The 13,748-nt window shown below is 61.2% G+C and carries 10 protein-coding genes; 4 read left to right on the forward strand and 6 right to left on the reverse strand.

Annotation, left to right across the window (positions count from 1 at the left end; genetic code table 11):
• Positions 1-257 precede the first annotated feature (257 nt).
• On the forward strand, positions 258-1,610 hold the full coding sequence (locus FEZ63_RS24150; protein WP_150949889.1) for an aspartate aminotransferase family protein: 1,353 nt from the start codon (positions 258-260) through the stop codon (positions 1,608-1,610).
• Between the two features lie 43 nt (positions 1,611-1,653).
• On the forward strand, positions 1,654-3,138 hold the full coding sequence (locus FEZ63_RS24155) for a M81 family metallopeptidase (protein ID WP_244622972.1): 1,485 nt from the start codon (positions 1,654-1,656) through the stop codon (positions 3,136-3,138).
• A gap of 17 nt (positions 3,139-3,155) precedes the next feature.
• Here FEZ63_RS24155 and FEZ63_RS24160 read toward each other — a convergent pair whose 3' ends face one another.
• From FEZ63_RS24160 to FEZ63_RS24185, 6 genes are read right to left on the reverse strand one after another with little or no spacing between them, the layout of a single operon-like run.
• A complete protein-coding gene (locus tag FEZ63_RS24160) occupies positions 3,156-4,091 on the reverse strand; it encodes a carbohydrate kinase family protein (RefSeq protein ID WP_150949894.1) in 936 nt (311 codons plus the stop codon).
• The gene (locus tag FEZ63_RS24165; protein WP_150949896.1) at positions 4,079-5,176 is read right to left on the reverse strand and encodes an ABC transporter ATP-binding protein; all 1,098 of its coding nucleotides are present in this window, start codon (positions 5,174-5,176) and stop codon (positions 4,079-4,081) included. The genes FEZ63_RS24160 and FEZ63_RS24165 overlap by 13 nt, the downstream gene beginning before the upstream one ends.
• The gene (argH, locus tag FEZ63_RS24170) at positions 5,176-6,690 is read right to left on the reverse strand and encodes an argininosuccinate lyase (protein WP_150949898.1); all 1,515 of its coding nucleotides are present in this window, start codon (positions 6,688-6,690) and stop codon (positions 5,176-5,178) included. The genes FEZ63_RS24165 and argH overlap by 1 nt, the downstream gene beginning before the upstream one ends.
• A gap of 2 nt (positions 6,691-6,692) precedes the next feature.
• Positions 6,693-7,550 carry a carbohydrate ABC transporter permease gene (locus FEZ63_RS24175; RefSeq protein WP_150949900.1) on the reverse strand — a complete coding sequence of 286 codons (858 nt, stop codon included), beginning with the start codon at positions 7,548-7,550 and terminating at the stop codon, positions 6,693-6,695.
• On the reverse strand, positions 7,550-8,467 hold the full coding sequence (locus FEZ63_RS24180) for a carbohydrate ABC transporter permease (protein ID WP_244622973.1): 918 nt from the start codon (positions 8,465-8,467) through the stop codon (positions 7,550-7,552). The genes FEZ63_RS24175 and FEZ63_RS24180 overlap by 1 nt, the downstream gene beginning before the upstream one ends.
• Before the next feature lie 10 nt (positions 8,468-8,477).
• A complete protein-coding gene (locus FEZ63_RS24185; protein WP_150949902.1) occupies positions 8,478-9,731 on the reverse strand; it encodes an extracellular solute-binding protein in 1,254 nt (417 codons plus the stop codon).
• A 217-nt stretch (positions 9,732-9,948) separates the two neighbouring features.
• On the opposite strand from FEZ63_RS24185, the gene FEZ63_RS24190 reads away from it, so the two are divergent.
• Entirely contained in the window at positions 9,949-11,175 is a 1,227-nt protein-coding gene (locus FEZ63_RS24190; protein ID WP_150949904.1) for an ROK family protein, read from the forward strand.
• Between the two features lie 23 nt (positions 11,176-11,198).
• Positions 11,199-13,628, forward strand: a complete 2,430-nt coding sequence (locus FEZ63_RS24195; protein ID WP_150949907.1) for a PIG-L family deacetylase — start codon at positions 11,199-11,201, stop codon at positions 13,626-13,628.
• Positions 13,629-13,748 lie beyond the last annotated feature (120 nt).

The following is a 13,748-nucleotide window of genomic DNA, read 5'->3' on the forward strand; positions in this document are numbered from 1 at the left end:
CGCCCCGCGGCACCCCTACACGAAGCGCCTGCTCTCGGCGATTCCAGCCCTCGAGACCGTCGCCGGCGGCGGCGTCCAGCTGAAATGGCGCTTCGAGAAGGAAGCCGACGGCGTGGCATTGATGCACGCCTGATCGCCGAGGGTGGTGCGCTCCTCCGATTGACCGATCATTTTTCCGCCTCGTGAAACAGCCGGCCGTTTACAAGAAACGCCTGATCGGGCCTTGCTAGGGGACATTGCCTCGGAGGGAGCCCGCCTTGCCCGTTGATTCCCAAGCGGAGAGCCACGCCACCCGTTTGTCTTCGCCCCTCTCGTTCGAGCAATCGGCACGGCAGGTGCGAGACAATTCCCAGTGGATCTCGGGTGGAGTGAACAGCAACTTTCGCCTGAATATCTCACCGACACCACTCGTGTTTGAGCGAGGGGAGGGGCCGTATCTCTACGATGTCGATGGCAATCGGCTGATCGATTATTACCTCGGCATGGGTCCGATGATTCTCGGACACCGACCCGAGGCTTTGTGCGATGCCGTGCGTGATCAGATCGAGCGGGGTATCCTCTTTGCCGGACAGACGCAGGTCGAAGCCGAGGCGGCCCGCCTCGTGTGCGAACTGGTGCCATGCGCCGAACGGATGCGGTTCGGGACCTCCGGCTCGGAAGTGGATCAAGCGGCGCTCCGCCTTGCCCGCGCTGCAACGGAGCGGCAAAAAGTCGTGAAGTTCGAGGGACATTATCACGGCTGGTTCGACAACGTCTTGTGGTCGACCGCACCCTCTCTCGATGTGGCGGGACCCGCCGACCAGCCCGTCCCCGTGGCCGGCAGCAAGGGGCAGTTGCCGCAATCCGCGGATGCGCTCGACGTCCTGCCCTGGAACAACCTCGAGATCCTCCAGCGCCGCCTCGCGAAAGGCGATGTCGCTGCCGTGATCATGGAAGCGGCCATGTGCAACGCCGGTGCCGTGCATCCGGCTCCAGGCTATCTCGAAGGCGTGCGCGAGGCTTGCACCCGTTACGGCACGATTTTGATCTTCGACGAAGTCATCACGGGTTTCCGGTTGGCGCCCGGCGGCGCGCAGGAGCGCTTTGGCGTCCTGCCCGATCTTGCGACCTTCGGCAAGGCGATTGCGAACGGCTTCCCGGTGGCGGCGATTGCGGGCAGAGCCGATCTTCTCGACATGTTTTCGAGCGGGGGTGTGGTTCACGGGGGAACCTACAACGCGCAACCGATCTCGATGGCTGCAACGGTCGCGACGCTGCGATCGCTCAAACCGTCGCTGTATTCGTTGATCGACCAGCGTGGCACGCGCCTCATGGAGGGAATGAGGGAAGCGTTCGCTTCGGCGGGCGTTCAGGCCGTGGTTACCGGCTTCCCGCAGATCTTCCACGTCGCCTTTGGCCTCGACGCGCCAGCGCGCGACTATCGGGATCTCGCTCGCTCAAACAAGAAGGCCTATGTCGCCTTCACCACAGGCCTGCTCCACCGCGGCGTGCGTGCGCTCGAGCGAGGCGCATGGTTCATGTCGGTGACGCATGATGACGCGGTGGTCGACGAGACGATTGCGGCGGTTGCCGATGTGGCGCGCGAGCTGAAGTCGACGGGCGTTCTGTAAAGGGCTTGCGACAACAGTCTAGGAAGGGTGCAGAGAAGTGCGCGTGTTCCTGTCGGGTTTGTTTCATGAGACCCATTGCTTCGTGTCCGAGATCACCGGCATCGAAAGATTTTCGCAATTGCACGGCAACGCCATTCTTGGCCGAAGGGGCGATCGATCCCAGATCGACGGTTTTCTGGAGGTTGCGGAGAATTATGGCTGGGATGTTTTGCCCGGGGTCAATTATGTAGCGACTCCATCCGGTACGATTGATCATCAGGTCTTCGAGCAGTTCTGGACGGAGCTGGAAGGTTCGTTGGCGGCGGCGTTGAATACCGGGCTCGATGCCGTCTACCTCGCACTCCACGGGGCCATGGTCACCGATTGCTGTTTCGATCCGGAAGGGGAGTTGCTCACCCGGATCCGTGCGCTCCCGGGGGCGGACGCTATCCCCATCTTCGGCGTCTTCGATCTCCACGCAACCTTCACCGGGCGCATGGCGGAATTGTCGAACGCTCTCGTTTGCTACCGCGAGAATCCACACATCGATGCCTATGACAGCGCGGTTCGCGCGGCCGAACTTCTGGCTCGAATGTTCGAGACGAAGCAATTGCCACGCACGTTCTGGCGTCAACTGCCTCTCATGTGGCCCCCGACCGGAACGGGCACCGCCGATAGTCCGATGAAAGATCTCGAAAGCCTCGCCCGACGCATCGAGGCCGAGGATCCGGCGATCTGGGCCGTCAACGTCATCGCGGGATTTCCGTTTTCAGACGTGCCGGACGCCGGCGTCAGCTTTTCGATCGTGACGACCGCCGGAGAGAGCACCGCCAACAAGGCCCTCGACCGCCTTCGGGAATGCGCCTGGTCACTCCGGATGGCGGGCTTGCCAAAGGAATTGCCCATCGATGACGCGCTGGCGCGGATTTCTCGCGATGGTACCGGGCCCGCCATCCTCGTGGAACCATCCGACAATATCGGCGGTGGCGCGCCAGGAGACGGCACCGCGGTACTGCGCGCGCTTGTGCAGCATCGGATACCTCGCTCTCTGGTGGTGATCAACGATCCGGAATCGGTGGCAGCGCTTAACGGCGTCGCGAATGGCGGCCGCGCAACACTCCGGATTGGCGGGAAGGGGAGTTCCCTCGACGAAGGCCCGCTGACGCTCGACATCGAGCTCGTGTCGCGCAGCGACGGGCGGTTTACCTTAGAGGATCGCCAGAGTCATCTGGCGGCATCGCAAGGCACCCGGATCGACATGGGCCCTTGCGCCGTCGTGCGCCATGAGAATGTGACGATCCTCCTGACAACGCGAAAGACGCCGCCTTTCGATCTTGGTCAATTACGGAGCCAGGGCATCGAGCCGACGGAGATGCTGGTCATCGGCGTGAAGGCCGCGGTGGCTCATCGCCGCGCCTACGATCGAATTGCGGCTGCGAGTTACACCGTCGCCACGCCGGGGCCGTGCTCAAGCGACCTATCGATTCTGCCATATCGGAATCTACGGCGGCCAATCGTACCGCTGGATCCGATTGCCGACTTTCGATGACGCCAAAGAGGCGCCGGCTACCGCGGCTCACCCGCCCGCCGCGTGGCAGGCTTGGAACCGTGGGCTAAAATGCTGGCCCCCCCGGCGGCTTGCACCGAACGGCTGCCTGCCGCGATGGCTGATTCAAGGCAGGCCGCTCCCTCTGCGCCAGAGAGCCAAAGGTGGAGAAAGCCTGCATTGAAAGCGTCGCCCGCGCCAGTCGTATCGATGACGGGCACTCTCGGAGCATGACGTTCGATCCGTTCGCGTCCCTGCGCAAGGGTGCCGCCGTCGGCGCCCCGCTTCAGGACGACGTGCGGAAAATGGTCGTTAAGCCGTTGCAATCCCTCGGCGACGTCGTCCGTGCGCGCAATCGCCATCAATTCTTCGACGTTGGGAAGAAAGACGTCGATCCCACGACAGGTGTCGAGAAAGTTCCCGTCATTGATGAGCGTGTCATCCCAGCTTGGATCGAGGGACACCGTCAGGTCGCTGCCCTTGGCTAAATCGATCAGACTAGGCAACTCGGCGAGCGTCGCGTATTCGGCGATGTGAAGATGCCGGATGCCGGGAGCACGCAAAGCGGCAGCGAGCGTCGCGGGCCGCCCGTGGCCGGCTCGGCGAGATAGAAAGGCGCGATCCTGAGGCTGCACGATCGCAATCGTCACTTGTGGGCCAGCGTCTTGGGCCCGTTCGGCGAATGTCAGATCGACGCCGCTCTCGACGATGGCCTTCTCCAGAGAACCTGATAGGGGATCGGTCCCTAAGCGGGTGACCAGCATCGCAGGCCTGCCGAAACTCGTCAGATGGGCGGCGGTGATGAAGGCGCCACCGCCTGGAACAATGGCGATATCGTCGGCAAACAGTTCACGCCCCAGGACTGGCAGGCCGCTCAGGCCCGTGAACACCAGATCGCAATAGGTTCGACCAAGGCAGAGGACGCCTCCTTCGGGCGCCGAGCTTACGTTCGACATAGGGCCCGTTCAGATTTGGCGTCGAACAGATAGAGACTTCCCTCCGGCGCGCGGACGGTCACCCTGTCGCCCGCTCGTGGAATGATTTTTCCGGGCGCGGTCGCGATCACTGCCGTCCCGCCGATCTCCAGATGCACCAATGTCTCCGATCCAAGCGGTTCGACCACCGATACCTCGCCTTTCAGGGCGATCCCGGTTCCAGCGCCGGCCTGATCGACGACAAGATCGTGGGGCCGGACGCCGACGAGAACGTCCGCACCAATGTCGGCTATGGGAAAGTTCGAGGGCAGGCGCACGCTGGCTTGCACCTGGTCCAACTCAGCCACTCGGTGGCCAGCCTGCTCGCGAAGCGTCGCCGGAATCAGGTTCATGGTCGGGCTGCCGATAAATCGGGCCGTAAACACGTCCGTCGGATTATCGTAAAGCTCCATCGGCGTCCCAACCTGCAGGATATGGCCATCACGCATCACCACGATGCGATCGGCCATGGTCATCGCTTCGACCTGGTCGTGCGTGACGAACACGATCGTGGTCCCGAGACGCTGATGCAGCTTCTTGATTTCGATGCGCATCTGCGCTCGTAATTGGGCGTCCAGGTTCGACAAAGGCTCGTCGAACAGGAAGGCGACGGGATTGCGGACCATGGCGCGCCCGATGGCGACGCGCTGGCGTTGGCCGCCCGACAATTGCGACGGCCTGCGATCGAGCAGGCTTTCGAGCCCGAGAAGCCGCGCTGTGTCGGCGATCCGCTTCGTCTTTTCTCCGTGCGTCAGCTTGCTGGTGTAGAGACCAAAGCCAATATTCTGCGCAACGGACATGTGCGGATAGATGGCGTAGTTCTGAAACACCATCGCGATGTTTCGATCCTTTGGTTCGAATTCATTGACCACATGGCCGTCAATGCTCACGGTCCCTTCCGAAATGTCCTCAAGGCCGGCAATCATGCGCAGGGTCGTTGATTTCCCGCACCCCGAGGGCCCGACCAATACGACAAACTCACCGTCGTTGACACGAAGATCAATGCCATGGACGACGGCCATCTTGCCGTATCGTTTGACAAGGCGATCGAGTGCGATCGTGGCCATCAGGCTCCTCCTAGAAGCGATTGGAATCGCGTATCGAGTTCGATCTGCGCCTGATCTTCCCGCAGGCGAATATGCTCCGCGGCGAGTTTCATTCCGGCAAGCTTTTCGCGATAGCCGTCCAACGCCGCACGGAGCGGCGCGGTTGCCGGGCCGCCGAAGCGCTGACGGACCGCGACGAAATATTCGGGCGATACGATCTCGGCAAAGCTCAGTTCATCGATTGTCGTCTCGCGCTGCGTTGCGGTCGAGAATGCCAGTCGGAAAGCCTCATAACCATCCTTGGCGAGGTCGCCTTCGCGTTGAACGACCGAGCGCGCTACAGCGGCCGCAATCTCATGGGCTTCGCGGAACGACAGGCTCTCGCGACGCACCAGGCTATCCGCCAGCTCGGTCACGGTGATGCAACTGCGGCGGATGTTCTCGCGCACACGCGATGCGTCGATGCTGATCGCGCCGGCCACGGCCGCGAGAAGATCGAGGACGCGCCCACCAGAGGCAAAAGCTTCGTAACCCGCGCCTTGCGTCTCGCCCTCGCTGTCGTTCATGTCCGTGAACGGCGTATTGTGCATCACGTCGAGCATCCCGCGCGCCCGGCTGAACGTCTGGGAAGCGAGATGGCGAAGGTGCTCGATGGGAACCGGGTTTCGCTTTTGCGGCATGATGGAAGAGATCTGCACGAAGGCATTCGGAACATAGATTTGTCCGACCTCAAAGCTGCTCCAGAACTGCAGATCTTGAATCGGGCGGCCGAGGTGAAGGAACATCAGCGCCACGGCCGAGTAGGTCGACGTCACATAATCGACCGCTGCGATGCAGCCATAGGAGTTCTCCAGCGGCGCCGAAAATCCGAGCAGCTTTGCCATCCGCTCTCGATCGATCGGAAAGCCGGACGTGGTTATCGCAGCAGCTCCCATGGGTGACTGATCGACGATTTCGCGCGCAGCGGCGAGGCGATCGATATCGCGGAGCAGCACCTCAATGATCGCGCCGAGATAATGCCCAAACGTCGTCGGCTGCGCGGGCTGACCATGGGTGTAGGCGACGATCAGCGTCGTTTCTTCGCGGGTCGCGACGGCGATCAGTGTGTCGGCGAGATGGCGCGCCTTCTCGAGCAACCGGTCGACATGATGCTTCAGCGCGAGCTTGAACAGCGTATGGTCGATATCGTTGCGAGACCGAGCCGTGTGGAGGCGTCCTGCGAGATCGGGCCCAAGCCTGTCCTTAAGTTCTTTCTCGATGAGGAAAAAGAAGTCCTCGACTTCCCCCGTATAAGTCAGAGACGAGACATCGAGCTCGGAGTCGATAGCCACGAGAGCCCGCGCGAGGTCCTGTGCTTGCCTCGCGTCGAGAATCCCCGTTTCCTGCAGCATGACGAGATGTGCGCGGTCGATGCGCCGGAATCCATCCATATGATGGGCTTTCGCACCCTCGAAAAGGGGGCGAAGAACCGTCTCCTTATAGATCGGATCGGGAAAGACGCTTGTGTCTGTGTGCTGGAATTGGTCGCCTGCCATGGTCAGCCTTTCAATCCAGCCAGCATCACGCCGCGCACGATATAGCGCTGGAGAAGCAGGAAGACGAGCAGCGTGGGGATGGTGGCGAGGCTGGCACCCGTCATGATCATCTCCCATTGGATCGCCTGTTCGACCGCGAAACTCGAGAGGCCGATGGGCAGCGTGTAGAGTTCCCGACTGTTGGTCACGATCAATGGCCAGAAAAAGGCTGTCCAATTGCCGAGGAATGTGAAGATCGCGAGCGCCGACAGGGCTGGCGTGACGAGGGGCATTGCGACACGCCACCAGATCGTAAATTCATTGAGGCCGTCGATGCGCGCCGCTTCCAGGAATTCGTCGGGCACCGTTTCGAAGAACTGCTTCATGAGAAAGGTGCCGAACGCCGTCATCATGCCGGGGAACATGATGCCCCAGTAGGAATCGATCCAGCCGAAGGTGCTCGCCATGAGATACCACGGAATCACCAGCATCTCGGTCGGAATCATCAAGGTCGAGAGAATCGCGATGAAAACCACGTAGCGGCCGCGGAATCGAAACTTCGCAAGCGTGTAGCCAACGAGCGAATCGAAGAAGACATTCGATACCGTGACGGCGACTGCCACCACCAGCGAATTGAGGAACCACCTCAGGAAACGCCCGTCCGACAGGACGGTCCAATAATTGTCCAGCGAGGGAGACGCGGGGATGAGCTTCAGATCGTAGACTTGCGAAGCATCCTTCAGCGATGTCGACAACATGAAGAGGATCGGCGTGACCATCACAAGTCCGCCCAGGAAAAGCAAAGTCCAGGAGACAATTCGGCTGGGACGAAAGGCGGTGTGCGACGATCTGGCGCCAGACAGCGTGATCTGAGGTGTCATCAGCGATCCTTCAAGACGCGCAGCTGGATCAGCGACACAACGAGCAAGATCGCAAACAGCACAACCGTCTGCGCTGCCGCATAGCCCATGTCGAAGGATTTGAAGGCCGTCTGGTAGATCATCATGACAAGCGGCTTTGTTGTATTGAGAGGACCGCCTGGATCATTGAAGTTGATATTATAAACCTGATCGAAGATCCGCAAAAAGCTGATCGACGAGAACACGACCAGGAAGACGATCGTCGGCTTCAGGAGAGGAAGCGTGATACGGCGAAGGATAGTGAACTCGGATACGCCGTCGATGCGGGCAGCCTCATAATAGGATGTCGGAATAGCGCGGAGCCCGGCAATGAAAATGATGATCTGGAATCCGAGGCCGGCCCAGACAGCCGGCGCCAGGACCGCTGGAAGCGCTTGAACCGTCGAGCGGAGGAAGGGTTGCTGGGGAAGCCCGACCCAGGTCAGGAAGCCGTTGATGACGCCAATGGGAACGGGTTGATAGAACCACCGCCAGACCCATGCCATCGCGGCCGCCGTCGTGAGAAACGGGAGAAAATAAATCGCCCGGATGAGGCCGTGCATGAATTGGACACGATCGAGATAATAGGCAATGGCGAAAGAGAGCAGCAGGCTGATCGGTGTTCCGATGATCAGATACAGGAAGGTGTTGCGAAAGACCTGCCAGAACAGCGGATCCTGCACCAGGCGTGTGTAGTTCTCGAGGCCGACAAAAGATGCCGGCCTCATCAGGCTCCAATTGGTGAAGGACAACGCGATGGCCTGCAGCGTGGGCCAGAACCGGATCACGCTGTAGAACAGGATCGGGATCGCCAGAAAGGTCCATGCCCACAGGACTCGCTTGTGGCTCAGGCTCAGGCCATCCCACAAGCGAGTTGATTTTGCACGCGCGGCGATCACGTTGCGTCCTTTACTTGGTCGCGCGATCGATGATCGCCTGCTCGGCTTTCGCCGCCTCGGCGAGCGAAGCTTTCGGATCCTGATTCTGGAGCAGAACGCGATTCACCATGTCGATGGCAGTCTGGCGCTGCGCCGCTTCGTCGACGAACATCGTCGTGTGCGCGTATTCCAACCCTTTGAGGAACGGACCGTAAATTGGATTTGTGAGGTTCTTTTCCGTCATCGCGGCTGCACGGCGCGCCGGCAGTTCCCCGACCACCTGCAGCCACAATTCCATGGCCTCGGGCGAACTGATGTAGGCCAGGAATTTCTTCGAAGCCTCGAGCTTCTCGCCCTGGACCTTGCTGGTAATCGCATTGGCGAAGTAGCTCGCGTAATTGCTGCGCATGCCCTTGGCATCCGCCGGCAATTCCGTGACGCCCCACTCGAAAGACTTGATGGACGCGAATGCGCCGAGGCGGAACGTGCCATCGATCGTCATGGCGGCGAGGCCGCCCTTGAACGCGGCCTGTCCTTCATCCATGAAGCCGGTCAGACCGACTTTATGCTTGGTCTGCAGATCCGTATAGAACGTCAGAGCCTTCAAACCCGCATCGCTGTCGTACGCAACCTTGCGGTCGTTGTCAGTGTACGGAACACCGCCATTCTGCCGGATGAGAACCTCCCGCCACCATTGGTGATCCTGCCCCGCCATATCGAGCGTGAAGCCCTCGGAGATGATATTGCCGGCGCTATCACGCTTCACCGTCTTCTGGGCGGCAGCGAGGAACGCTTCGAGCGTCTGCGGAGGCTTGTTTGGATCGAGACCGGCAGCTTCAAAGATTTTCTTGTTGTAGAAGAGCGCCAGCGAACGCACGGCGGTCGGAAGCCCGTAATATTCGCCGCCGCGCTGCATAGCTTTCACGATGGGGAAGAAATCGGCTTCGATCTTGTCATGCGGAAAGGCATCCTTCGGGAGCGGCTGGATGAGTTTGCCGGCGACGAAGCCATCAACCCAGCCGTAGAAGAGCTGAACCACATCCGGCCCCTGTCCCGCCGTCACGGCTGACGCGACCTTGGTCTGATACTCGGCGTAGGGGAAGGTCGTGTGCTTGATGGTGATGCCCGGGTTTGCGGCCTGGAACTTCTGGATCAGCTGATCCATCGCCTTCACGCGCGTCTCGAAAACATATTGCCAATATTCGATCTCGACGGCCGCGGCCGCGTTGGCGGCAAGGACACTGACACCGAAAGCGAGACCCGCGAGCATTTTCCGTAAGCGCATGGCGAAACCCTCCAACATGCCCGCCTGGCGTGTCGCCGGAGCGTGGCAAGTACGTTCCCATTATTGTTCCGAGCGGCACTAGGCGCTCGATTGTTCCGAGCGACGCAAAGGCGCTCAACCCAAGCAGGGTCGCGTTTGCATCACCTGCTGTCAATAAAATAATTCACTTGAGTTAATCGGCTGCGCTTGCCATCCTGGGAACGAGACAGGTCTAGAGATGCCGCGCACGAAAACGTTGCCGTCTGCAAAAGTTGCCATCGGCAACAACCCTGAACGCAACAGAACCCACAATCGCCGGGTGGTCCTCGATGCCGTCCGGTTGCATGGCCCTATCGGGCGCACCGACATCGCACGCCGGGCGCATCTCACCTCGCAGGCAGTCTCCAACATCGTGGGAGAGTTGCTGAGCGAGGGGCTGCTTCTTGAATGCGGCAGGCGTCGTTCCGGCCGCGGCTTGCCGCCGGTTCAGGTCATCGTCAATCCGGACGGCGGAATGACCATCGGGGTCGAAATGGCTGCCGATCACTTGGTCACGGTGCTCGTCGACCTCACCGGAAGAGTCCGGGCGCATCATACCATCGCCTTCAACGACCCCACACCAGACCAAGTCGTGCCCCGGCTCATGACGTCGATCGAGCACGTGTGCCAGTCGTTGCCGGGCGCATCGGAGCGATTGCTGGGGATCGGCGTGGTGATGCCCGGTCCTTTCGAAATCGAAGGCATGAGCTCGGTCGGGCCCACCACCTTACCCGGCTGGTCGGGTCTGGATGCGGCCGCGTTCCTGACGGAGGCCATCGGAAGACCGACGATCGTCGAAAATGATGCCACAGCCGCAGCTGTCGGCGAACGACTTCACGGGGCGGGCCGATCCCTCAAGGATTTCTGCCTCGTCTATTTTGGTGCGGGTCTTGGCCTCGGCATCGTCAGCGAAGGTCGCCCATTTCGAGGCGCTTTCGGAAACGCCGGAGAGATCGGTCACGTGATCGTGGCGCCGCAAGGCGAACTGTGCGCGTGCGGCAATCGGGGCTGCTTGGAACGCTATGCGTCCGTTCATGCATTGAAGGAGCGGCTTCGCAAGCACGGCATCGCATGCGACAGCGCGTATGATCTTGAAGCGGCACAGGCGAACCGGAATCCGATACTGGCAGCATGGGTCGTCGATGCTGCGGCAATGCTCGCACCGGTCGTCGGATTGCTGGAGAATCTTTTCGATCCGGAAACGATCGTTTTTGGCGGCGCGCTGCCGGACGCGCTGATGGACGAGCTCATCGCGGCACTGGCACCGCTGCCGTTGAGCGTGGCAAGCCGCCGTGAGCGCCGCGTTCCTCGTGTCATGCGAGGCGCGACGGGCTCCCTGACAGCCGCCTTGGGCGCCGCTGCGCTGCCGCTTCTCGAAACGATGACGCCGAAGCTCGATACGGGTGCTGCCGTTTCACCAACCTGAGCTGAACCAGGAAGGACCTTCCCATGCTACGGGATCATGAGCGTATTGCGCGGGAGATGAGCGATCCCGGTTTGGTCCGCCTGCATCGCAAACTTGAGCGACTCTCGTCCGTTCTGACGGTCATGAACACCGGCGCCCACCCCGACGATGAAAAGAACGGCCTGCTCGCGGCCCTTCGTTTCGGGCTTGGCATGCGGGTCGTGGTCGCCTGCTCGACTCGTGGAGAGGGGGGCCAGAACGCAATCGGCACGGAGCGCGGCGCGGCGCTTGGCGTGGTTCGCACCGGGGAGATGGTGGCGGCCGCCCAGGTGCTCGACGCCGACGTGGTGTGGCTCGGGCATGGCCCCGATGACCCGGTGCACGATTTCGGATTCTCCAAGAACGGCGACGATACGCTGGCTCGATGGGGCGAAGACCGCATCGTCGAACGTCTCGTGCGAACCTATCGCGAGGAACGTCCGGATATCGTCATCCCGACCTTTCTCGATGTGCCCGGTCAGCACGGCCACCACCGCGCCATGACGCGAGCTGCCGAAGCAGCTGTGATGGCCGCAGCCGATCCCGATGTTTATCCGCATCACTTCGACGAAGGCCTGAAGCCTTGGTGCGTGGCCAAACTCTATCTGCCGGCATGGTCGGGCGGGGGATCGACCTATGATGACGAGGTCCCGCCACCAGAAACGACGCTCGAAGTGAATGCCGGGCCCGTCGATATGGCGACAGGCGTGCCGTTCGCGCGCATTGGCGAATGGTCGCGCGCCGCGCATCGCACGCAGGGCATGGGCGTATGGCTTGAAGCACCCACCCAAACATGGCCATTGCATCTTCGGCTCGGTCGTTTGTCCCCCGACGGCAAAGAGACAGATATCCGCGACGGGCTCCGGGCTTGTGTCGGGAGCCTCGCCTCACTCGAGGGGATGTCGGCAGCGGCGGCAGACCATCTCGTGCGCGCTCAGCATTCCATCGCGTCGGCGCAAGCTGCCTTTCCTCACCGGGAAGCAATCCTCAAGGCGGCCCTTCACGCGGCCGAAGCGGTCGAGAATGCCATCGGCACCATGCCCGATGAGATGCGACATGTGGTCGAGCATCGCCTGCGACGTAAGCTGAGGGAACTCGACGCTGTCATTCTTGAAGCGCACGGCGTGCATGCACGCGCTTGGGCGGAGCCGACGGAGGTTGTGCCCGGGGGGAAAGTGATCGTGAGCGCAGCGCTCATGACAAGTGACGAGGATGCCTGGGCCAAACCCACCGCTATCCCTGCGCTGGCCGTATCTCACGGCTCGGTATCACGGGGGATTCACAATTTCGATCTAGCCGTTTCGGTGGACGCTAAGTTGACGAACCCATACCCGGCCTGCCACCGCGCGCTCGGGGGCAATGGGGAGTTGGCGCTTACGATCGGTACGGAGATCGGCGGCCGTGTGGTGCACACGATGGTGGATCTTGAAGAGCCACTGCGCATCGTACCCGAGCCACAAATCACCATCGAACCGCGCGCAGTGATCATTCGGCTGTTTGAAATACCATCGTCCATCGAAGCCCAAATGCTGGCCCGCAGCGCATCCGGGGTTCCTGTTCTGGCCGGTCCCGAGGGCTGGCACGCACGAACCGCCGGCGATCACATTTTCATTGAGCCGCCGCCCGACGTGAAGGCGGGTCTATACGCCTTCAACGGGACCTGGAACGGTGCTGCTGTCTTCCGGGGGACCTCGATCGCTTATCCGCATATCGGCCGGACCACCTTCTTCGAGCCCGAAACTTTGAAGATTCTCGCCCTCGACCTCACACTGCCTGAGTGCACCACGGTCGGCTATGTGAGTGGGGGGAGCGATCGGGTCGGTGACTGGCTCAAGGCGATGGGCTTTGATGTGACGGAGTTGGAACCGCTCGACTTACAAGGTGATCTCGCGCGCTTCTCGACCATCGTCATCGGTACGTTGGCGTTCTCCACGCGGACCGAACTCGCAGCGGCGTCGGAGCATTTGCGCCGCTATGTGGAGGCCGGTGGCCATTTGGTGACGCTTTATCAAAAACCCAGTGAGGGCTGGAATGCCTCCACAACGCCACCGCGCCCGATCGAAATCGGCTCTCCGTCCGTGCGGTGGCGCGTGACGAATCCGGATGCGCCCGTGAACGTTCTTTCTGCCGATCATCCGCTCCTGGCAGGGCCAAACGTCATCGGCGACGATGACTGGGCGGGATGGGATAAGGAGCGCGGAATCTACTTCGCGTCCGACTGGGACGATGCTTATGTGCCGCTAATGACCGTGGGCGATACGGGCGAGAAACCTCTGAGCGGCGGGCTGATTTCCGCCACGATCGGCAGGGGCCGTCACACCCATGTTGCTCTGGTTCTTCATCACCAACTCGACCGGCTCGTGCCCGGTGCGTTCCGGTTGCTCGCCAATCTCATGCAGCCAACCTCCTCATTCCTTGGCGGCGCCCAAGACTGACCATCAGGCTGTGGCCGCGACAGTGATGCGGGGCTTCGTGCACCACACGGCAGGAATCTATCGCTACCGAAACTATGTTTCGCTAACTTGTCACATTTTCGTCCCGGATCATTCCGGCGG

It is taken from the genome of Microvirga brassicacearum (assembly GCF_008757455.1).
In the GTDB taxonomy this organism is placed as follows: Bacteria; Pseudomonadota; Alphaproteobacteria; order Rhizobiales; family Beijerinckiaceae; genus Microvirga; species Microvirga brassicacearum.